We start from the raw sequence: 21,015 nt of genomic DNA on the forward strand, positions 1-21,015 counted from the left end.
GGCCGGACACCGCAGCCGCGCCGCCGCGGCCGGTGCGGGACTCGCCCTCCTGGCCGGCTCCGCCTGCACCCGCTTCGGGGTCTTCGCCGCGGGCATCGCCTCGGCGGAGGACCCCGCCCACACCGTCGGCCCCCAGCGCGAGGCCGTGGAACGACGCACCACACCCAGCCAGTGAAAGGACTCACGGTGAACAACCCGGACGTACAGAAGCAGGACCACCAGGAGAGCGACGTCGTCGTCGAGATGACCGGGTGCCCGGCACAGGACGCGCGGACCGTGTTCGACGTACTGCGCCGCTCCTTCGCCTCCGACCGCACGGAGGGCGACACCCCCGAGGACGCCTCGACGACCCGCCCGACCGTATGGACGGCGACCGTCGACGTCTCCGAGATGCGCGAGGGCGCTCAGCCGGCACAGCTCTCCGGGCCGGTGACCGTGGAGGCACAGGGCGGCTACTGGGCGGTCGACCGGCTCCGCCGGCGCCTGGCGGACAGCTTCACGGTCAAGGTCGTGGGGACGGCCTCCGGGGACCAGGAACAGGAGGTCCGGCTCCGGCTGGAGAGCCGCGACGCGACCTGAGCGACTCCGCGCGAACCGAGCCCCGGAAGGCATACGTACATGGACACCACCCCCGCCAACGACGACACCGGCGCCGGAGGGCTGCGGCCCGCCGACGACCGTTCCACCTTCACCCTGCACGTCAACGGCGTCGCGCGGACGCTGACGCTCGACCACCGCACCACCGTGCTGGACACCCTGCGGGAGCATCTCGGACTCACCGGCGCCAAGAAGGGCTGCGATCACGGCCAGTGCGGAGCCTGCACCGTGCTCGTCGACGGGCGGCGCGCGAACAGCTGCCTCCTGCTGGCCGTCGCCCAGGAGGACGCCCACATCACCACCGTCGAAGGCCTGGCCGAGGGCGAACGGCTGCACCCGCTGCAGTCGGCCTTCCTGGAGCGCGACGCCCTCCAGTGCGGCTACTGCACCCCGGGGCAGATCTGCTCGGCGGCCGGCATGCTCGAGGAGGCCGCGGACGGCTTCCCCTCCCACGCCACCCCGCGTGCGGCACTCGCCGCTCCCGGAGGGCCGGCCACGCTCGACGCGGCCGAGATCCGCGAGCGGATGAGCGGGAACCTCTGCCGGTGCGGCGCCTATCCGCACATCGTCGAAGCGATCGAGGACGTGGCCCGATGAAGCCCTTCGCCTATCTGCGTCCCGCCTCCGTGGCCGAAGCGGTCCGCGCCGGCGCCGGGCAGCCAGGGGCACGGTTCCTCGGCGGCGGCACCAACCTCGTCGACCTGATGAAACTCGGGGTGGAGGCACCGGGACTGCTCATCGACGTCAGCCGGCTGCCGCTGGACCAGGTGACAGGGACGGACGACGGCGGTCTCCGGATCGGCGCGACCGTACGCAACAGCGACCTCGCCGCCCACCCCGGCGTACGGAGGGACTTTCCCGCTCTGTCGCAGGCGCTGCTGGCCGGTGCGTCCGGGCAGCTCCGCAACACCGCCACCACCGGCGGGAATCTGCTCCAGCGCACCCGCTGCCCGTACTTCCAGGACATCTCCAAGCCCTGCAACAAACGGACTCCCGGCTCGGGCTGCCCGGCCAGGGAGGGAGTGCACCGCGATCTCGCGGTACTGGGCCACTCGCAGGACTGCGTCGCCACCCATCCCTCCGACATGGCGGTCGCCCTCGCGGCTCTCGACGCCACCGTCCAGCTGCACGGACCCGAGGGGGAGCGGGCCGTGCCCGTGACCGGCTTCCACCGGCTGCCCGGCGACAATCCCGACCAGGACACGGTGATCAGGCCGGGCGAGCTGATCACCGAGGTCGTGCTGCCGCCGCCTCCCCCCGGTGCCGTCTCCCTGTACCGCAAGGCCCGGGACCGCGCCTCGTACGCCTTCGCCCTGGCCTCCGTCGCCGCCGTGCTGAGCGTGCGCGACGGCCGTGTGGAGCGGGTGTCGCTCGCCTTCGGCGGGCTCGCCCACCGGCCGTGGCGCGCACGGGCGGCCGAGGACGTACTGCGCGGAGCTCCCGCGACCGAGGACACCTTCGTCCGCGCGGTGGGCGCCGAACTCGAAGCGGCCAGACCCCTGCGGGACAACGGTTTCAAGGTGGACCTGGCCCGCCGGCTCGCTGTCGGCGCCCTCGCCGAACTCACCACCCAGGCCGCGCCCGCCTGATCCGGCGGCCCCGCACACACCCACGAACCGAGGTCTACCGTCATGAGCGACTCCCCCCGGGCGCTGGGCGCGCCCGTCGTCCGCCGGGAGGGCCGGGACAAGGTCACCGGCACCGCCCGTTACGCCGCGGAACAGACCCTGCCGGGCTGTCTCCACGGCTGGATCGTCCCCGCCGCCGTCGCGAGCGGGCGCGTCACCGCGGTCCGTACCGCCGACGCGCTCGCGGTGCCCGGGGTGCACACCGTCCTCACCCACGACAACGCGCCGCGACTGGAGGAGCCCGACGACCCCATCCTCGCCGTGCTCCAGAACGACCGGGTCCCCCACCGGGGCTGGCCCGTCGCCCTCGTCCTGGCCGGGAGCCCGGAAGCCGCGCGGGCCGGGGCGGAGGCCGTCCACGTCGAGTACGCCACCACCGCGCACGATGTCGTGCTCACCGGGGACCACCCGGGCCTCTACACCCCCGAGGAGGCGAACGGAGGCTTCCCGGCCCTGCGTGAACGCGGCGACGCCCTGCGCGCGTTCGAGGCCGCACCCGTGCGGATCGACGCGACCTACACCCTGCGGGGGCTCCACAACCACCCCATGGAACCGCACGCCTCCACCGCCCGGTGGGCCGACGGACATCTGACCGTCCACGACTCCAGCCAGGGGTCGACCGCCGTGCGCGACAGCCTCGCCACGGCCCTCGGGCTCGACCGGGACCGCGTCACCGTCGTCTCCGAACACGTCGGTGGCGGCTTCGGCTCCAAGGGCACCCCACGCCCTCAGGCCGTCCTCGCCGCGATGGCCGCACGGCACACCGGGCTCCCCGTCCAGCTCGCCCTGCCCCGGCGGTACATGGCGGCGGTCATCGGGCACCGCGCACCCACCCTGCAACGGGTGCGCCTGGGCGCGGACCGGGACGGCGTACTCTCGTCCGTCTCCCACGAGGTCGTCACCCACACCTCGCGGATCAAGGAGTTCGTCGAGCAGGCCGCCGTCCCCGCCCGCACCATGTACGCCTCACCCCACAGCCGCACCGGGCACCGCGTGGCAGCGCTCGACGTGCCCAGCCCCTCCTGGATGCGCGCACCGGGGGAGGCATCGGGCATGTACGCGCTGGAGTCGGCCATGGACGAGCTGGCCTGCGCCCTGGGGATCGATCCGATCGAGCTGAGGCTGCGCAACGAACCGCAGACCGAACCCGACAGCGGACTCCCCTTCAGCAGCCGCAACCTCAGGGCCTGTCTGGACGAGGGAGCCCGGCGCTTCGGCTGGCACGGCCGGGACCCGCAGCCCGCCGCCCGCCAGGAGGGGCCGTGGCTGCTCGGCACCGGGGTCGCGTCGGCGATGTATCCCGTACTCGTCTCGAAGTCGGCGGCCCGCGCGCAGGCGGCTCCCGACGGCTCCTACCGCATCGGGGTCAACGCCACGGACATCGGAACCGGGGCGCGCACCGTCCTGGCGCAGATCGCGGCCTCGGTCCTGGACACGCCCCCGGAGAACGTGACGATCGACATCGGCAGCAGCGATCTGCCCACCGCGCCCGTCGCGGGCGGCTCCTCGGGCACGGCCTCCTGGGGCTCCGCGGTGCACAAGGCAGCCACCGCCCTGGTGCGCCGGCTCACCGAGCACACCGGGCCCCTCCCGCCGGAGGGCATCACCGTCACCGCGGACACCGGCGAGGAGACGGCACAGGAGCCCCCGTACGCACGGCACGCCTTCGGCGCCCACTTCGCCGAAGCGGCGGTCGACTCCCTGACCGGCGAGGTGCGGGTACGCAGGCTGCTCGGCGTCTACGCGGCCGGACACATCCTCAACCCCCGTACGGCACGGTCCCAGTTCATCGGCGGCATGGTCATGGGCCTCGGCATGGCCCTCACCGAGGGCAGCACCATGGATCCCGCCTTCGGTGACTTCACCGAGCGGGACCTCGCCTCCTACCACGTGCCGTCCTGCGCGGACGTCCCGGACATCCAGGCGCACTGGATCGACGAGGCGGACCCCCATCTCAACCCCATGGGCAGCAAGGGCATCGGCGAGATCGGCATCGTGGGAACCGCGGCTGCGATCGGGAACGCCGTACGGCACGCCACCGGCGCCCGGCTGCGCGAACTCCCTCTCACTCCCGACAAACTGCTGCCCTACCTGCCGTGACCCCGGCCGCCCGGCTCTTCGGTTGCGCAACCGGCCCCCTCGGGTCACCCTGATGAGTGACCCAGAAGTGATTACTGCTCACGCTTCGTGTTCGGGGGTCGTTGGTCCAAACGGGGTGAAGCACGTGAGCCTCGCGGTGAGGAGCCTCGACGATGACCGTTCCACTCGACCGGCACTATCTGGTCGAACTGCAGGTGTCGGCAGAGCGCATTTCCCAGCTGCGGCGCATAGTCGCCGCACACCTTCGCCACTGGAGCCTCGACCTGCACGTCCGGCCGGTGTGCCGGGCCGCGGAGGAGCTCCTGACGAACGTCCAGCGGCACGTCGGCGACGACGCCCGGTGCGTCGTCGAGCTCCGCTGGACGGGCCGGCACCTGACGGTGTCCGTGGCCGACGCCGATTCCCGGATGCCCCGGCTGCTCGACGGCGGTGGCGGCGGCCTCAGCCGCGTCATGGCCCTGAGCGACAGCTGGGGCACCTGCCGGACCGCTGACGGCAAGGTCGTGTGGTTCACGCGTTACGCCGAGACGCCGAGCACCATCGGACTGCGTCCGCATACGCCCCGCCCCGGCGGCAGTACGTTCCTCGGCAGCCCGGCGGCCGAACTCGTGTGACGGACGGACCGGCGCCGGCCCGGCCGGCGCGGACGGTGTGCCACGGGCACGCATGATCCGCGCCGGCCGGGTACGTGTGCGTGAGGGGCCGCGTTGCGCGCTGCGGCGTGGCGCGGCACGGTCGAAGAACAACGCAAGGAGGCACTGCCATGCCCATCGCGACGGTCAATCCCGCGAACGGCGAGACGCTCAGGACATTCGACGCGCTGGACGAGCAGGAGACCGAGCACAGGCTCGCCGCCGCACACCGCGCGTTCCGCAGCTACCGCACCACGGATTTCGCCGAACGCGCCCGTCTGCTGAACCGGGCCGCCGATCTCCTCGACGAGGACCAGCGGGACATCGCCCGCACCATGACCACCGAGATGGGCAAGCCGGTCAAGGCCGCCCGCGCCGAGGCCGCCAAGTGCGCCAAGGCGATGCGCTGGTACGCGGCCAACGCCGAACGCCTGCTCGCCGACGAACACCCCGACGACACCGACGTCAAGGACTCCGGCGCCTCCCACGCCCGGGTGCACTACCGGCCTCTGGGCGTCGTGCTCGCCGTCATGCCGTGGAACTTCCCGCTGTGGCAGGTCATGCGCTTCGCCGCGCCCGCGCTCATGGCGGGCAACACCGGTCTGCTCAAGCACGCCTCGAACGTACCGCAGACCGCTCTGTACATCGAGGACCTGTTCACCAGGGCGGGGTTCCCCGCCGGCTGCTTCCAGACCCTCCTCATCGGCTCGGGCGCCGTCGAGGCGCTCCTGCGCGATCCGCGGGTCGCCGCGGCGACGCTCACCGGCAGCGAACCGGCCGGCCGCGCGGTCGCCTCCGTCGCGGGCGACGAGGTGAAGAAGACGGTGCTGGAACTCGGCGGCAGCGACCCCTACCTCGTCCTGCCCTCGGCGGACGTCGAGAAGGCCGCCGAGACCGCGGTGACCGCCCGCGTCCAGAACAACGGCCAGTCCTGCATCGCCGCCAAGCGCTTCATCGTCCACGCGGACGTGTACGACGCGTTCGCCGAGCGGTTCACCGCGGGGATGCGCGCCCTGACCGTCGGCGACCCGCTGGAGGAGTCCACCGACGTGGGGCCGCTCTCCAGTGAACAGGGCCGCACCGACCTGGAGGAGCTCGTCGAGGACGCCCTGGGCAAGGGTGCCACGGCACTGTGCGGGGGAGGACGGCCCGAGGGACTGGACCGGGGCTGGTTTTACGAGCCGACCGTGCTCACCGGGATCACCCCGGACATGCGCATCCACCGCGAGGAGACCTTCGGCCCCGTGGCGACGCTCTACCGGGTGGCGGACCTGGACGAGGCGGTGGATCTGGCCAACGACACCCCGTTCGGACTCAGCTCCAACGTCTGGACGCGTGACCAGGGGGAGATGGACCGCTGCGTGCGCGACCTGGAGGCCGGCGGGGTCTTCTTCAACGGCATGACGGCCTCCCACCCCGCGCTGCCGTTCGGCGGGGTCAAGCGCTCCGGCTACGGGCGGGAGCTGGCAGGACACGGCATCCGCGAGTTCTGCAACGCCACCACGGTCTGGTACGGACCCGGCCCGGACGCCCGCTAGTCACGCCCCTGGGAGACGCTTCATGACCGACGCCCGAACCCCCTCCGGGGCTTGCGCCCTGTCCGGCACCGAGCTCGCCGCACTCGACGCACACTGGCGCGCCGCCAACTACCTGGCGGTCGGCCAGATCTACCTGATGGCCAACCCCTTGCTGGAGGAGCCGCTGGCCCCCGAGCACATCAAGCCGCGGCTGCTGGGCCACTGGGGCACCTCGCCCGGACTGAATCTGGTCCACACCCACCTCAACCGGATCGTCAAGGCACGCAACCGGCCGGCGCTCTGCGTCTGGGGCCCGGGACACGGCGGCCCCGCAGTCCTCGCCAACTCCTGGCTGGAGGGCAGCTATTCGGAGACCTACCCCGATGTCAGCCGCGACCGCGCCGGGATGGGAGCCCTGTTCAAGCAGTTCTCCTTCCCCGGCGGGGTGCCCAGCCACGTGGCCCCGGAGACCCCGGGCTCCATCCATGAGGGCGGTGAGCTGGGGTACGCGCTCACCCACGCCTACGGTGCGGCGTTCGACCATCCGGACCTCCTGGTCGCCTGTGTCATCGGGGACGGGGAGGCGGAGACGGGTCCGCTGGCCGCGTCCTGGCACTCCGGCAAATTCCTCGACCCGGTGCACGACGGGGCCGTCCTGCCGGTCCTCCACCTCAACGGCTACAAGATCGCGAACCCGACGGTGCTCGCCCGGCTGCCCGAGGACGAACTCGACGCGCTCCTGCGCGGCTACGGCCATGACCCCCTCTACGTCGAAGGGGACGAGCCGGCCGCGGTCCACCGGGCGCTGGCCGCCGCCCTGGACCTGGCCGTGGACCGTATCGATGAGTACCAGCGCGCGGCCCGCGCCGAGGGCGTGTCCACGCGCCCTCGCTGGCCGATGATCGTACTGCGTACCCCCAAGGGCTGGACCGGGCCCGAGGACGTGGACGGCCTCCCCGTCGAGAACACCTGGCGCGCCCACCAGGTCCCGCTGCCCGGGGTCCGGGACAACCCCGACCACCTGCGCCTGCTCGAGGAGTGGATGCGCTCCTACCGGCCCCAGGAACTCTTCGACTCCGAGGGCCGGCCCACCGCCCAGGTGCTGGACTGCGTCCCCGAAGGCGCCGCCCGGCTCGGCTCGACGCCGTACGCCAACGGCGGGCTGCTCCTGCGGGATCTGCCGCTGCCTCCTCTGGAGGACCACGCGGTGCGGGTCGACGCGCCGGGGACCGCCATGCACGAGCCCACCCGGGTCCTGGGCGGACTGCTCAGGGACGTCATGACGGCCACAGCCGGCCGCAGGAACTTCCGGGTGGTGGGTCCCGACGAGACCGAGTCCAACCGCCTGGGTGCGCTCTACGGGGCCACCGGCAAGGCGTGGCAGGCGGAGATCCTCCCGACCGACGAGCATCTGGCCCGCGACGGCCGGGTGATGGAAGTCCTCTCGGAGCACCTGTGCCAGGGCTGGCTGGAGGGGTATCTCCTCACGGGGCGGCACGGCTTGTTCTCCTCGTACGAGGCGTTCGCCCATATCGTCGACTCGATGGTCAACCAGCACATCAAGTGGCTGCGCACCTCGCGCCGGCTGCACTGGCGCGCGCCCATCGCCTCGCTGAACTACCTGCTCACCTCGCACGTCTGGCGTCAGGACCACAACGGCTTCTCCCACCAGGACCCCGGCTTCGTCGACCACATCCTCAACAAGAGCCCCGAGGTCGTCCGGGTCTATCTGCCGCCGGACGCCAACACCCTGCTGTCCACCGCCGACCACGTGCTGCGCAGCCGCGACTACGTCAACGTGATCGTCGCCGGAAAGCAGCCGGGCTTCGACTGGCTCACCCTCGACGAGGCCCGCGCGCACTGCGCCCGGGGCGCCGGGGTGTGGGAATGGGCCGGTACCGAGGACGGCAGCCGCGAGCCCGACGTCGTGCTGGCCTGCGCCGGAGACGTACCCACGCTGGAGACGATGGCCGCCGCCGGGCTCCTGCGGCGTCACCTCCCGGAGCTCGCCGTGCGCGTGGTGAACGTGGTGGACATGACCCGGCTGCTGCCGCACGAGGAGCACCCGCACGGGATGCCGGACGCGGAGTACGACTCCCTCTTCACCCGGGACAAGCCGGTGATCTTCGCGTACCACGGCTATCCCTGGCTGGTGCACCGCCTCGCGTACCGGCGCGCGGGCCACGCCCATCTGCATGTCCGCGGCTACAAGGAGGAGGGGACCACCACCACGCCGTTCGACATGGTGGTCCGCAACGACCTGGACCGCTACCGGCTGGTCATGGACGTGGTGGACCGGGTCCCCGGCCTGGGTGTCCGTGCCGTCGCCGTCCGGCAGGCGATGGCGGACGCGCGCACCCGCCACCACGACTGGATCCGGGAACACGGCACGGACCTGCCCGAGGTGGCCGACTGGACCTGGGAGGGCTGAACACCGGGCCGGAGTCCGTGGGGGAACGATCAGCTCATGACGGCGCTGAGGACCGGCGGGACGGCACCGACCGGAGGGGCACGCGTTCAGAAACGCAGAACCGCTGCGATCCGTCCGTGGCCGGCGAGGGAGTCGTCGGCCACGAACACCACTTCGCCGCCGTTGTCCAGGACCGTCTCGATGAGCTCGTCCACGATGTCGTCGCGGATCCCCTCGTCCCCCGGCGCCACGTCCGCCGGGTCCACGGCCTCCAGGTGGTTGCCGGTGACCCGGACCGTCCGCTGGAAGTGCTCCTCCACCGCGATGAGGGCCACACGGCTCTCCCGGGCGGCCGTCCAGACCTCGTCGAGGCCGCCCGTGAAGGTTTTGGCTCCGCGGGCGGCGTCGAGCCTGTCCCGGACGGCCGCGTCCCTTTGTGCGCGCCAGTCGTCCAGCGCTGCCTCCAGCTCCTTGGCCAGTTCGGGCGCGGTCGTTTCCGCCGTCGTTCCCTTCGGGACCTTGCAGGCGGCCGACCTGGCGCAATCCCCGACGTCCTCGAGCAAGGAGAGGGCCTGCGGCAGACCGACCAGGAAGAGCGGCCGGGGGTCGGCGCTCAGTACGTCCCGCAGCCGGCCGTCGACCGTGCGGAAGAAGCTGCGGGTGTCCTCGCTGGAGTAGAGGCTCGGAGCGTCGCCGCTCCGGGCCTGGCGCTCCGGGTCGAAGTTCTCGTGCGGAGGGCGCAGGGGGAAGCCGTGCCCGTCCTCAGGGCGGAGCGCCTCGTCCGTCCCTGACCAGAGTGCCGCGTGTTCGGCGGAAACGCCGAGCACCCAGAACAGGTGTGCCCCCGCCTTGGCCGCGACGAGGTTGCGCGTGAGGTAGGAGTCGCTCAATACGACGCGCTCGGGGGCCGTGCGGGGCAACTGCCAGATCTGGTACCCGTCCATGTCGGCCAGGATGACCAGTGAATCCAGGGCGCGTCGCTGGTCGAGGTCGGCGAGCGCGCGGTCCAACTGCGTCTTCACGGCCTTCTGCGCCTCGCGGGTCACCCGGGGGTCGGCGTCCAGTCGGTTGCCGGCCTCGGCCACCAGGTTCCGCAGCCGTACGGCGTCCTGGGCGTTGTCGGGCGCCCCGCGGTGGGTCGGCATCGTCAGGGACAGGGCCGGATAGGGCCTCGTCGCGCGAAGTTCCTGCAGCAGGCCGGGCGTCAGGGCGTCCGTATCCATCGTTCCCTCCCGGAGGGCTCGGGGTCCGCGGTGCTGGAGCCGCCCCTTGCACGGAGCGGGTCGTTCAACGAGTCAATTCATACCGTTCGATCCTGATGCGGGCGAATTATTGCCTTGTGCTTCCGGAGGTACATCTGGCTCTTCGGTCTCGCTCTCCTGGGACCGCTGCCGGGCCCACCGGATGCGGCCCGGCAGCGCGCCGGCCAGGGCCTGCCGTGCTTCGGCTTCCGTGAGGAGGCCGTCGCGCGCTGCGCGCAGGTCGTGGCCGCGCCGGTCCCTACCAGATGGCCTCGACCCACTCGGGGTGGTCGATGAACGGGTTCCGGTTGTGCTGGTAGCGGTCGAATATGACCTCGTTGCGGTTCTGCTCGAAGCTGTCCGGCGGGTCCTCCTGGCTCCACTGCTTCAGTACGGAGAGCCGCCCGATGTTCGGGGCGGACCCGTTGCTCACGCGGTCGTTCGGCTCCAGGTCGGCGAAGGCGTCGTCGCCCTCGTACCGCACGGCCATGTAGAGGATCATCCGGGCGACGTCGCCCTTGACCGCGTCGCGCGGTTCGAAGGAGTCGCCGTCGGTGTAGTTGCCGGGCGCCCCCGAGACCGCACTGCCGCCGTTGTCGAAGTCCTTGTTGCCCCGTATGGAGTTGACCTGGACGTCCTCGGGGCGCAGATGGTGGATGTCGGTCCCGGGTCCTGTCGCGGTGCCGAAGTCGCCGTGGGACTTGGCCCAGACGTGCTCCCGGTTCCAGTCGCCGACAGCGCCCCCGTTCTCGCTCTTGGACTGGGAGCGTCCGGTGTAGAGGAGGATCACGCGGGAGGAGTCGGCCGGGTCCTGGTCGGTCGTCTTGAGCGCGTCCCAGACCTGGCTGTAGGAGAGGGTGGTCTGGTCGCTGATGATCGTGTGCAGTGAGCTCTTGAGCGCTGTACCCGTCTTGCCCAGGGCGTCCTGGTAGTAGGTGTCGTCGAGGGCGGCGGCCCGGACCGTGGTGGGGGTGGCGGCGGGCGCGGTGGACGCGACACCGGTGAGAACGGCGATCGAGGCGGCTGTCGCGAATAGTGGACGCGCGTAGAAACGGCGACGACTGGACATGTGAGGTGTCCTCTCCGGGGTGGTGGAACGGTGTCGTGGCGGCCGGACGTTGTCTGCTGGTCCGAGAGGCTCCCACACGCACGGTGCCAGTCGTGTGAACGTTGCGTATTCATCATGCGCAGGTCAAGTGACAGCCTCGTCCGAGGTCTGCGGGGCATCGGATGCGCGGATGCCGGCCCGGCGCGAGAATTGCCGCAAGGACGAGGAGGCGGTATGAGCGAAGAGTCCGAATCCGTAACCGTATCCGTGCCGGAAGTGCGGGGGGTGACTCCCGACCGTCTGCTGCACACCGGCGGCAACGACCAGCCCACCGCGGAGGATCTGGTGCTCGCCTCCGGGCGGGATCTGACCCCCGAGAGCCTGAAGTGGGCCGAGCGCAGGCTGTCCGAGGAAGGCCGGTCGGCCATGGACAAGCGGCTTCCGTAGGACCTGCGGGACACCTCCGGGGCGGGGAGCGTGCGGGCGCTCCCCGCCACTCGGCTAGCCTGAACGGAATATGAACCGTTTGACGACGTCACAGGGTGAATTCGACCTCGCCCGCTTTCCCGAGAACCCGCGTGATCCGTTCCGTGCGTGGGACGCCGCCGACGAGTACCTGCTGCGGCGGCTGGAGGGAGCGGAAGGGAGCGAGCCGGTCCGTCCGGCCGGCACCGTGGCGGTGGTCGGCGACCGCTGGGGCGCCCTCGCCACGGTGCTGGCCGGGCACAGCCCCGTCCAGATCACCGATTCGTACCTCACCCGGCGGGCCACCCGGGCCAATCTGGCGCGTAACGGCGCCGCCCCGGATTCGGTGCGCATGCTGTCGGTGCGCGACACCCCGCCCGAGCGTGTGGACCTGCTGCTCGTGCGGGTGCCCAAGAGCCTGGCGCTCCTGGAGGACCAGCTCCACAGGCTCGCGCCCGCTGTGCACGCCGGGACCGTCGTCATCGGAACCGGCATGGTGAAGGAGATCCACACCTCCACGCTCAAGCTCTTCGAGCGGATCATCGGGCCCACCCGGACATCCCTCGCGGTGAAGAAGGCGCGGCTCATCTTCTGCACCCCGGACCCGGCCCTGCCCAGGACCCCCAGCCCCTGGCCGTACCGCTACGAGCTGCCCGGCGACGTCGGCGTGATCTCGGGCCGCACCGTCACCAATCACGCCGGGATCTTCTGTGCCGAGCGCCTGGACATCGGCACCCGGTTCTTCCTGAAGCACCTCCCCGAGCGGACCGGACCCGACCGCGTCGTCGACCTCGGCTGCGGGAACGGCGTCCTGGGTACGTCGGCGGCACTCGCCAACCCCGACGCCACCGTCACCTTCATCGACGAGTCGTACCAGGCCGTCGCCTCCGCGGAAGAGACCTTCCGCGACAACGCGGGGCCGGACGCCGAGGCCGGCTTCCTGGTCGCCGACGGGATGGCGGACACACCCCCCGCGAGTGTGGACCTGGTCCTCAGCAATCCGCCGTTCCACTCCCACCAGGCGGTCACCGACGCCACCGCCCGGAACATGTTCCACGGAGCACGTGCCGCCCTGCGCCAGGGCGGGGAGTTGTGGGTCGTCGGCAACCGGCACCTGGGCTATCACACCCAGCTGCGCCGGATCTTCGGCAACTGCGTCACCGTCGCTGGCGACCCGAAGTTCGTGGTCCTGCGGGCCGTCAAACGCTGAACCGCCCCGGCGGAGACCGTGCCGGCCCAGCCACGAAGGACCCCCGGGCGCCCGCACGGCCGCTGCGGGAACCGGAGCGCCGAGAGCGCCTCGCCGGGCCTCGGGCGTTCCCTCCACGGGGTCCATCACGCCGATCGACGAGCAGAGGGAGAGCGCCCGCCCCGTCGGCCCCGGCCGCCGGCCGTCCCCGCCACGGCTCTCACCGCCCACTTCGAACAGGTCGCCTACGACTTCCTGCCGCGTACGCCCACGAGCTGTACGGCAGAGCCGTCCCGCCGCCCGCGCACCACGGGTACCGCCCCGCCCCGCGTCCCCGCCCGCCTCCGGCGGCGCCCGCCCCCCGGCCACATCGTGAAGGCGGTGGCACGGTCCGGCCCCGGCAGCCGCCCCGCCCCGTACAAACTCCGCAGCCAGGCAGCCATACTGGACGGGCCGGGGAGGGCGCGGCAGCGGTAGTGAGCAGCCGAGCAGACGGGGGCGACAACAGGCGATGGCGGACACCAGGCTGATCCAGAGCCGGTACCGGCTGCTCGATCTGATCGGGCGGGGCGGCATGGGCGAGGTGTGGCGGGCGCGCGACGAATCGCTGGGCCGGCAGGTCGCCGTCAAGTGCCTGAAACCGATGGGTCCGCAGCACGATGAGGCCTTCACCCGCATACTGCGCGAGCGCTTCCGGCGCGAGGCGCGGGTGGCCGCGGCGCTCCAGCACCGCGGCGTCACCGTCGTCCACGACTTCGGCGAGTCGGACGGTGTCCTCTACCTCGTGATGGAGCTCCTGGAAGGACGCAACCTCAGCCAGCTCCTGGAGGACAACAGGCAGCACCCGCTGCCGGTGGCCGACGTCGTCGACATCGCCGAACAGGTCGCCGACGCCCTCGGCTACACCCACCAGCAGGGCATCGTGCACCGTGACCTCAAGCCCGCGAACATCATGCGTCTCGACGACGGTGCCGTGAAGATCTGCGACTTCGGAATCGCCAGGCTCGGCCACGACGTCGGCTTCACCTCCCGTCTCACCGGCACCGGCATCGCCATGGGCACCCCGCACTACATGTCGCCCGAGCAGATCAGCGGCGGGGAGGTCGACCACCGCAGCGACCTCTACTCCCTGGGGTGTGTGCTGTACGAGATCGCCACGGGCGTGCCGCCCTTCGACATGGACGATGCCTGGGCCGTGCTCGTCGGACACCGCGACACCGCCCCCGAGCCACCGCGCGCCCACCGCGCCGAACTCCCGAGGTTCTTCGACGAGGTCGTCCTGGAACTTCTGGCCAAGGCTCCCGGTGAGCGGCCGGCCGACGCCGGTGACCTGCGACAGCGCATCACGCTGGGCCGCACCGGCGAGCAGCCGGAGGCCGGACGGGTCCGGCTCGCACCGCCCGTGCCGGTCCAGCCCACCGCCGGCAGGACACCGCAACTCCCCGCCTGGACCCGCAACATGACCACCGGCCACAAGGCGACCGGCGCGGCGCGCGCCGGGACTGCCGCCCTCGACCACGCGGCCGCGCTGACCGGCGCGTGGACCACCGCGACCGGTCAGGCTCCCACCGGCGGCTTCCCTCCCGCAGGACCGGGCCGCCCCACCCCGTCGCCCGAACTGCTCGCCACCCTGGCCGGCCGGCACAGCGCCGCGCTCAACCTCGGGCGCCTGGGCCACTGGGAGGAAGCGGGCGACGTACACCGCGCGGTCGCCGCCGAACGCGCACACGTGCTCGGCCCCGACCACCCCGACACTCTCGCCAGCAGGTACGAGGTCGGATTCACCCTCAGCCGCACCGGACGCGCCGCTGACGCCCTGCGGGAGTTCGGCCGGGTCGCCGAAGGCCGCGAACGCGCCCTGGGCCCCGACCACCCCGAAACCCTCGCGGCCCGGCAGGAGACGGCGTACGTCCTCGGCCAGCTCGGCCGCCACTTCGAGGCCCACCACGCCTACGCCGCGGTACTCGCCTCGCGGGAGCGCTCCATGGGGCCGGACCACCCCGACACGCTGCGCTGCCGCCACAACCTCGCCTTCAACCTCAGCAGACTGGGCCGCCTGGAGGACTCGTACCGCATGGCCCGCGAGGTGGCCGACGCCCGCGGCCGCCTGCTCGGCGCGACACACCCGGACACCCTGGTCACCCTGTATGAAGTGGCGTACACCCTCGGCCGGCTGGGCCGCTGGACCGAAGCCCTGCAGACCTACCGCGAGGTGGCGCAGGCCCGCGCAGCCGTGCTCGGCGCGGACCACCCCGACACGCTCTGTGCGCGCTACGAGGTGGGCATCAGCCTCGGCCGGCTGGGCCGCAGCGCCGAGGCCCTGGAGCTCTACCGCGCCCTGGCCGAGGACCGCGCCCGGGTGAGCGGTCCCGCAGACCCCGAGACGCTGCGCGCCCGGCACGGCCTCGGCGTCAACCTGGGACGGATGGCGCGCTGGCAGGAGGCGCTCGCCGAGTCGCGCGAGGTCTGCGCGATCCGGGAACGCACCCTGGGGCCCGACCATCCCGACACGCTCGTCAGCCGCCGGGAGGTGGCCGTCGGGCTGGGCTGGCTCGGCCGCTGGGCCGACGCGCTCACCCACTACCGCACGGTCGCCGAGATCCGCGAACGGGTCCTCGGGCCCGGCCACCCCGACACACTCGCGAGCCGTAACGACGAGGCGCACTGTCTGGAACAGCTCGGCCGGGGCACGGAGGCGGTGGACCTCTACCGGCGGGCCGCCGACCTGCGCCGGCAGCGCGGGGCGCCGCCGCACTGACCGCCGGGCCGAAGCCGCGGGAGGCCACAGGCCGCCGGGCCGGGCCGCCCCGTACGTGGTGGAGACCGCGCGGCAGCGCGATCTCCGCTCCGTGGCGCAGCAGTTCCCGATCGACCCACCGCGCCGGGGTCCAGAAACGGATCCTCCGGATCACTGCCGTACGGGTACGTGCGGTGTCCGGCCGTGTCGGACGCCGCGGAGCCGGCGTCCGGCAGCGCCGCACGCCACGCGGACGCCGCGGAGCCGAAGCCCGCGAGTGCCTCTGCCGCGCCCCCGCCGCACGGCAGTCGCCCCGGGTCGGACTGTGGTTCCCCGCCGTGTGGCCGGCACACAGGGGCGGCGGCTCGCTGAGACGGCCCAGACGCCGCGTGAGGGTGGTGAAGGGCGGCGGCGAAGGGCGCGGAGACGGTTCTCCGGTGGCCGTCGCGCTTCCTCCTCCACGGTCCCGCGCCTCTGTCCAGGGGCGATCATCACGTGCTACGAAGAGGCCATGCCAGCAGACGCGACGTCCTCAACCGGCACACCCGCGCACGCCGCCTACGACGCGGTCATCATCGGCGGCGGGCACAACGGACTGGTCGCCGCCGCCTTCCTCGCCCGGGCAGGGCGGTCCGTACTTGTCCTGGAACGGCTCGGCGGCACCGGGGGAGCGGCCGTGTCGACCCGCCCCTTCCACGGGGTCGACGCCCGCCTCTCCCGTTACTCCTACCTCGTCTCCCTCCTCCCGCAGAAGATCGTCCGTGAGCTCGGCCTCGACTTCGCCGTACGCAAGCGCGCCGTCTCCTCGTACACGCCCGTCATGCGCGGCGGCCGGCTCACCGGGCTGCTCGTCGGCGGTGACGGCACCCGGGAGTCCTTCGCCGCGCTCACCGGCGACGGCCGGGAGCACGAGGCCTGGCAGCGCTTCCACGGGATGACGGGACGGGTGGCCGAGCGTGTCTTCCCGACCCTCACCGAACCCCTGCCGACACGTGACGACCTGCGGGCCCGCGTCGACGACGCGGACGCCTGGCGCATGCTGTTCGAGGAGCCCATCGGCGTGGCCGTCGAGGAGAACTTCGCCGACGACCTCGTACGCGGAGTCGTACTCACCGACGCGCTGATCGGCACCTTCGCCGACGCCCACGATCCGTCCCTGCTCCAGAACCGCTGCTTCCTCTACCACGTGATCGGCAATTCCACCGGGGACTGGGACGTCCCGGTCGGCGGGATGGGCGCGCTCACCGATGCCCTGGCCGGTGCGGCACGCGCGGCGGGCGCCGAGATCCGCGTGCTGCACGAGGTGACCCGCATCGAGACCGACGGCGCCCGCGCCGAGATCACGGTCCGCTCGCCCGACGGAGAACGCGCCGTCGGCGCGCGCCAGGTCCTGGTCAACGCCTCACCGCAGGCGCTGGCCGAACTCCTCGGCGAGGAGCCGCCGGCCCCTGCCGAGGGCGCCCAGCTGAAGGTGAACATGCTGCTCACCCGGCTGCCGAGGCTGCGTGACCACGCCGTCGACCCGCGCCGGGCCTTCGCCGGAACCTTTCACATCGCCGAGGGCTACGAGCAGCTCGCCACCGCCTACCGGGAGGCGGCGGCCGGACGTCTGCCCGCCGCCCCGCCCTCCGAGATCTACTGCCACTCCCTGACCGACCCGACGGTCCTCGGCCCGGGCCTCGCGGCGAGGGGCTACCAGACACTCACCCTGTTCGGTCTGCACACCCCCGCCCGGCTCTTCGCGGCGGACAACGAAGCAGCGCGCGCCGCCCTGCTCGGAGCCACCCTGGCCGAACTCGACGCCCATCTCGAGGAGCCGATCACCGACTGCCTGGCCCTCGACGCCGACGGCCGGCCGTGCATCGAGGCGAAGACCCCCATCGACCTGCAACAGGACCTGGGGCTTCCCGGCGGTCACATCTTCCACCGGGACCTCGCCTTCCCCTACGCCACCGAGGAGACGGGCCGCTGGGGCGTGGAGACCGCCCACCCCAACGTCCTGCTGTGCGGGGCGGGTGCGGTGCGCGGGGGCGGCGTCAGCGGGGTGCCAGGCCACAACGCAGCCATGGCGGCGCTGGGCCGGTGACCCCCGCCCCTTCACCGGCCGGCGTCCCCGCGACACCCGGCCCCGCCCCGGAGCGGCTTCGACGGCGCCGGACGGGCCTCCTCGAGAAAGCGGGTCCGACGCTTCGCGCAGCCGTGGCAGGCCGAAGTCCCTACCGGGGGGTCGCTTGAATCCGGAGGCCGCGCGGTCTCAGTCCTCCGCCTGCGGCGGGGCGGACCTCCCGGTGGCCGGGCAGATGCTTCAGGCTCCTGCGGGCGGTGATGGTCGCCAGGGTGAGGGCGGCCTCGGACATGGCGAAGGCGTCACCGATGCACTTGCGGGCGCCGGCGGCGAAGGGCACGAAGGCGTGGCGGGGCGGTGGAGCCCTCTGCACCACGCCTCTGGAGGTGCACCGCCGAACGGGACGCGAAAGCGGCGACCCAGCGCATCCGGACACCGTTCGGGAGACGCTCCGAACACACCGGTGGGCCCAGGGCCCACCGGTGCACGCCGGAGGGGGAGCGGAGTGCATGGGCCGGGTCCCGCGCACACCGGCCGCCGGCCGGGCCCGCTCAGTCCGCGGAGACGGTCCACCCCGTCGCCTCGAAGCGTCCTGCGCCACCAGGTGTGTTGCCGTCGAAGAGAGTACGGCTGCCGTCCGTGACCCGGACATCGTCCACGTAGGCACCACGGCCGACGTACGACTGGTCGGTGGTGTACCGCCAGCGGAGCCGCAGCTCCGTGCCCCGCCATGCCTTCAGGTCCGCCTCCAGCCGGTGCCAGACACGCCCCGACCAGCCGGAGGCCGTGCCGTCCGGGTGCGGCCGGGAAGCCCGGGGCCGGTCGCCCTGCGCCGGTACGGTGCTGAAGGGCACGGGCTTCCATGTCGCCCCGGAGTCCGACGAGGCCTCGAGACGGAGGCTGTCCGAAGCGGGCTCGGTGTCCCACCAGAGGGCGCAGCTCAGCGACGGGCGCGAGGAAACCGGGCGCAGCGCGGGCAGCGCGAGCGTCGCGGTGGCCGCATTCGCCATGCCGGAGAACCAGGCGGTGCGGCCCCGGGCCGGGCGGACGGGCACCGCTCGCGCCATGCGGTTGGCCGTTGCGGCCCGTGGGGCGCTGCCCGAACGCCATGTGCGCACCGGGTGGACGGAGTTGCCCAGAACGATGAGGAACGAGTCCGTCGTCGGATCGAGGACCAGGCTCGTACCGGTGAAGCCCGTGTGCCCCGCCGTGCGCGGAGTGGCCATCGCTCCCATGTACCAGTGCTGGTAGAGCTCGAAGCCCAGTCCGTGCTCATCACCGGGGAAGGCGGTGTTGAAGTCGGTGAACAGCAGTTCCACCGACTCCTCGGACAGGACCCGGGACCTGCCGTAGGTTCCTCCGTTGAGCAGTGTGCGGGCCAGCACGGCCAGGTCCCAGGCGCAGGAGAAGACGCCCGCATGGCCTGCCACCCCGCCCAGGCTGTAGGCGTTCTCGTCATGGACCTCGCCCCAGACCAGCCCGCGGTCCAGTCCCGACCACGGCAGCCGGGCGTCCTCGGTGGCCGCGATCTTCGGTTTCCATGACGCGGGCGGGTTGTACCGGGTGCGGTGCATCCCGAGCGGAGCGGTGATCTCCTCACGGAGCAGGACGTCCTGAGTGCGACCGGTGATCCTCTCCAGGATCAGCTGCAGCGAGATCAGATTGAGGTCCGAGTAGAGGTACTTCGTGCCAGGAGTCGAGGCGGGAACCTCGTCCCACAGCAGGCGCAGCTTTCCCTCACGGGTCGGCTCCCTGTACAGCGGGATCCAGGCCCGGAAACCCGAGGTGTGCGTGAGCAACTGGCGGACCGTGATGTCCTGCTTGCCCCCGCCGGCGAAGTCGGGGAGGTAGGAGGCGGCCGGCGCCTCGAGTTCCAGCGCGCCCCGCTCGATCTGCTGCACGGCGAGGATCGAGGTGAAGAGCTTGGACACCGAGGCCAGGTCGAAGACCGTGTCCTCAGCCATCGCGATCTGCTGTTCCCGGGGGAACTCCACCCCCGTGTCGGTCGTCTCGTCGTACGCGGCATAGCGCACCGCATGGCCGATCGGCCGGTGCAGGGCCACGGTGCCGCCCCGGCCGGCGAGCAGGACCGCACCCGCGTACCAGGGATGCGTGGGGGAATCGGAGAGATAGCTCTCCGCGTCCGCGACGAGTCGGTCGAGCTGGTCCGGCAGCAGTCCGGCGCGCGCGGCCGATCCACGGCGCAGTGTGGGTCCGCCCTGCCCTGATCCCATGCCCGTCCCGGTTCCCGGCGCCGCGCCCGGAGCTCCGCCGCTCGGCGGCCCCGGACTCCGCTCGACGCCTGCCGCCGCTCCCGCGAGCGGAATCGGAGCGAGGGCGAAGGCCCCGCCCAGGGCCAGTATCCCGCCACCCAGCCTCCGGCGGCTCATTCCCCGCCCCGACACGTGTCCGGCCATTCGGTGTCCCTTTCCTTCACGTCGAAGACATCCGCGCGAAAGTAACTTTCGAAATTCTGTACCGTGATGAAACTTCCTGCCGGAGCAGAGGTTACTGTCACCGTCGGCGTGTGTGAGGTCCTGCGCAGGACAAAGAAATTGACGTCCAGTCAGTTAGTGGGTCCTGCTGGCCCATGCCATCGGAACGCCGGCGAAGCCTGCCGCTGGACGGCAGCGGTTCTGCCATGAGGCGTGCCAGTGGGCGGAGACGTCCTCGGAATCCACCAGGGGCCGCCCGAGGTGGCGGTCCGGTGCGAACCCGGCCTCCAGGCCGAGGCCCGGCTCGCTGTCCTTGTCCCGGGCAGGGAGGGCCTCGACCGAGCTGCCGAACAGCACGTCGGACTCCCCTCCGGGACATCGGCGCAACAGGGCACCGCAACGCGCCCCTGAGTGGATGACGTACATTTCCTGCGGCAGAAGCACCGGCGTGGTCGCGGCGGACGGCACGGCCCGTGACCCCTCGGACCGGTGGGGGAGGGGCCGCACCGACGGTCCTCGTGTTCCGCCTGCGGCGTCCGTCCGCCCCGGCGCGTCCAGCCGTGGTCACGGGGCCGCCCGACACGGGTCTCCACAGCTCTTGACCCCCGGCGACCGGCCGCCCAGGATCACGCCATGACAGGTGTACGCAGCAGCACAGTGGACGGCGTCGTGACGCGCAGCGCACGGCGCACCCCCGGACGCACCGCCGTACGGTACGCCGAACGGTCCTGGACCTACGCCGCCCTGGACGAGGCGGTCAGCACGGCGGCCGCTGTGCTGACCGCCTCACACGGCCTGCGCCCCGGGGACCGGGTGGCTTCCTACGCCCACAATTCCGATGTCTACCTGATCGCCTATCTGGCCTGCGCCCGGGCCGGACTGATCCATGTGCCGGTCAACCAGAACCTCACCGGTGAGGACATGGCCTACATCCTCCGTCAGTCCGGCAGC

Annotated in this window: 17 protein-coding genes and 1 pseudogene; 13 read left to right on the forward strand and 5 right to left on the reverse strand. The window is 72.2% G+C overall.

Translation table 11 applies throughout. The features are described from left to right. From VN520_RS01965 to VN520_RS02000, 8 genes and pseudogenes are all read left to right on the forward strand, one after another. A pseudogene (locus VN520_RS01965) lies at positions 1 to 175 on the forward strand (polysulfide reductase); the annotation flags it as partial. Between the two features lie 68 nt (positions 176 to 243). Continuing rightward, positions 244 to 579, forward strand: coding sequence for a hypothetical protein (locus VN520_RS01970; protein ID WP_325745086.1), 336 nt, complete (start codon positions 244 to 246; stop codon positions 577 to 579). 39 nt (positions 580 to 618) lie between these two features. Next, positions 619 to 1,194, forward strand: a complete 576-nt coding sequence (locus tag VN520_RS01975) for a 2Fe-2S iron-sulfur cluster-binding protein (RefSeq protein WP_325745070.1) — start codon at positions 619 to 621, stop codon at positions 1,192 to 1,194. Next, positions 1,191 to 2,186, forward strand: a complete 996-nt coding sequence (locus VN520_RS01980) for a xanthine dehydrogenase family protein subunit M (protein ID WP_325745071.1) — start codon at positions 1,191 to 1,193, stop codon at positions 2,184 to 2,186. The genes VN520_RS01975 and VN520_RS01980 overlap by 4 nt, the downstream gene beginning before the upstream one ends. 42 nt (positions 2,187 to 2,228) lie before the next feature. Continuing rightward, complete coding sequence (locus VN520_RS01985; protein WP_325745072.1) at positions 2,229 to 4,325, forward strand: xanthine dehydrogenase family protein molybdopterin-binding subunit; 2,097 nt, start codon at positions 2,229 to 2,231, stop codon at positions 4,323 to 4,325. 152 nt (positions 4,326 to 4,477) lie between these two features. Then, positions 4,478 to 4,939 carry an ATP-binding protein gene (locus tag VN520_RS01990; RefSeq protein ID WP_325745073.1) on the forward strand — a complete coding sequence of 154 codons (462 nt, stop codon included), beginning with the start codon at positions 4,478 to 4,480 and terminating at the stop codon, positions 4,937 to 4,939. A gap of 149 nt (positions 4,940 to 5,088) precedes the next feature. Beyond that, positions 5,089 to 6,495, forward strand: a complete 1,407-nt coding sequence (locus VN520_RS01995; protein ID WP_325745074.1) for an NADP-dependent succinic semialdehyde dehydrogenase — start codon at positions 5,089 to 5,091, stop codon at positions 6,493 to 6,495. Positions 6,496 to 6,517: 22 nt separating this feature from the next. Continuing rightward, on the forward strand, positions 6,518 to 8,905 hold the full coding sequence (locus VN520_RS02000) for a phosphoketolase family protein (RefSeq protein ID WP_325745075.1): 2,388 nt from the start codon (positions 6,518 to 6,520) through the stop codon (positions 8,903 to 8,905). Between the two features lie 86 nt (positions 8,906 to 8,991). On the opposite strand, the gene VN520_RS02005 is transcribed toward VN520_RS02000, so the two are convergent. Then, complete coding sequence (locus tag VN520_RS02005) at positions 8,992 to 10,107, reverse strand: chemotaxis protein (protein ID WP_325745076.1); 1,116 nt, start codon at positions 10,105 to 10,107, stop codon at positions 8,992 to 8,994. A gap of 277 nt (positions 10,108 to 10,384) precedes the next feature. Then, the gene (locus tag VN520_RS02010) at positions 10,385 to 11,194 is read right to left on the reverse strand and encodes an endonuclease I family protein (protein WP_325745077.1); all 810 of its coding nucleotides are present in this window, start codon (positions 11,192 to 11,194) and stop codon (positions 10,385 to 10,387) included. Between the two features lie 213 nt (positions 11,195 to 11,407). On the opposite strand from VN520_RS02010, the gene VN520_RS02015 reads away from it, so the two are divergent. From VN520_RS02015 to VN520_RS02035, 4 genes are all read left to right on the forward strand, one after another. Continuing rightward, on the forward strand, positions 11,408 to 11,620 hold the full coding sequence (locus VN520_RS02015) for a hypothetical protein (RefSeq protein WP_325745078.1): 213 nt from the start codon (positions 11,408 to 11,410) through the stop codon (positions 11,618 to 11,620). 70 nt (positions 11,621 to 11,690) lie between these two features. Further along, positions 11,691 to 12,848 (forward strand): methyltransferase, encoded by a 1,158-nt coding sequence (locus tag VN520_RS02020; RefSeq protein ID WP_325745079.1) that lies wholly within the window; start codon positions 11,691 to 11,693, stop codon positions 12,846 to 12,848. Between the two features lie 490 nt (positions 12,849 to 13,338). After that, entirely contained in the window at positions 13,339 to 15,585 is a 2,247-nt protein-coding gene (locus VN520_RS02030) for a serine/threonine-protein kinase (RefSeq protein ID WP_325745080.1), read from the forward strand. A gap of 490 nt (positions 15,586 to 16,075) precedes the next feature. Continuing rightward, positions 16,076 to 17,650, forward strand: coding sequence for an NAD(P)/FAD-dependent oxidoreductase (locus tag VN520_RS02035; protein WP_325745081.1), 1,575 nt, complete (start codon positions 16,076 to 16,078; stop codon positions 17,648 to 17,650). 130 nt (positions 17,651 to 17,780) lie between these two features. On the opposite strand, the gene VN520_RS02040 is transcribed toward VN520_RS02035, so the two are convergent. From VN520_RS02040 to VN520_RS02050, 3 genes are all read right to left on the reverse strand, one after another. Further along, entirely contained in the window at positions 17,781 to 18,005 is a 225-nt protein-coding gene (locus tag VN520_RS02040; protein ID WP_325745082.1) for a cytochrome P450, read from the reverse strand. A 175-nt stretch (positions 18,006 to 18,180) separates the two neighbouring features. Further along, positions 18,181 to 20,046, reverse strand: a complete 1,866-nt coding sequence (locus VN520_RS02045) for a serine hydrolase (RefSeq protein ID WP_325745083.1) — start codon at positions 20,044 to 20,046, stop codon at positions 18,181 to 18,183. Between the two features lie 153 nt (positions 20,047 to 20,199). After that, a complete protein-coding gene (locus VN520_RS02050) occupies positions 20,200 to 20,421 on the reverse strand; it encodes a hypothetical protein (RefSeq protein WP_325745084.1) in 222 nt (73 codons plus the stop codon). Between the two features lie 276 nt (positions 20,422 to 20,697). Between VN520_RS02050 and VN520_RS02055 the strand changes: the two genes are divergently transcribed. Beyond that, positions 20,698 to 21,015: AMP-binding protein (locus VN520_RS02055; protein ID WP_325745085.1), on the forward strand; the 318-nt coding region annotated here is incomplete at its 3' end.

The sequence above is a fragment of the Streptomyces sp. genome, assembly GCF_035563135.1.
GTDB lineage: Bacteria > Actinomycetota > Actinomycetes > Streptomycetales > Streptomycetaceae > Streptomyces.

Excerpts from the sequence above, each read along its gene's own strand:
- VN520_RS01970 (WP_325745086.1), top strand. The coding sequence starts at position 244 with ATGACCGGGTGCCCGGCACAGGACGCGCGGACCGTGTTCGACGTACTG.
- VN520_RS02015 (WP_325745078.1), top strand. The coding sequence starts at position 11,408 with ATGAGCGAAGAGTCCGAATCCGTAACCGTATCCGTGCCGGAAGTGCGG.
- VN520_RS01980 (WP_325745071.1), top strand. The coding sequence starts at position 1,191 with ATGAAGCCCTTCGCCTATCTGCGTCCCGCCTCCGTGGCCGAAGCGGTC.
- VN520_RS02045 (WP_325745083.1), bottom strand. The coding sequence starts at position 20,046 with ATGGCCGGACACGTGTCGGGGCGGGGAATGAGCCGCCGGAGGCTGGGT.
- VN520_RS01985 (WP_325745072.1), top strand. The coding sequence starts at position 2,229 with ATGAGCGACTCCCCCCGGGCGCTGGGCGCGCCCGTCGTCCGCCGGGAG.
- VN520_RS01990 (WP_325745073.1), top strand. The coding sequence starts at position 4,478 with ATGACCGTTCCACTCGACCGGCACTATCTGGTCGAACTGCAGGTGTCG.
- VN520_RS02035 (WP_325745081.1), top strand. The coding sequence starts at position 16,076 with ATGCCAGCAGACGCGACGTCCTCAACCGGCACACCCGCGCACGCCGCC.
- VN520_RS02030 (WP_325745080.1), top strand. The coding sequence starts at position 13,339 with ATGGCGGACACCAGGCTGATCCAGAGCCGGTACCGGCTGCTCGATCTG.
- VN520_RS01995 (WP_325745074.1), top strand. The coding sequence starts at position 5,089 with ATGCCCATCGCGACGGTCAATCCCGCGAACGGCGAGACGCTCAGGACA.
- VN520_RS02005 (WP_325745076.1), bottom strand. The coding sequence starts at position 10,107 with ATGGATACGGACGCCCTGACGCCCGGCCTGCTGCAGGAACTTCGCGCG.
- VN520_RS02000 (WP_325745075.1), top strand. The coding sequence starts at position 6,518 with ATGACCGACGCCCGAACCCCCTCCGGGGCTTGCGCCCTGTCCGGCACC.
- VN520_RS01975 (WP_325745070.1), top strand. The coding sequence starts at position 619 with ATGGACACCACCCCCGCCAACGACGACACCGGCGCCGGAGGGCTGCGG.
- VN520_RS02010 (WP_325745077.1), bottom strand. The coding sequence starts at position 11,194 with ATGTCCAGTCGTCGCCGTTTCTACGCGCGTCCACTATTCGCGACAGCC.
- VN520_RS02020 (WP_325745079.1), top strand. The coding sequence starts at position 11,691 with ATGAACCGTTTGACGACGTCACAGGGTGAATTCGACCTCGCCCGCTTT.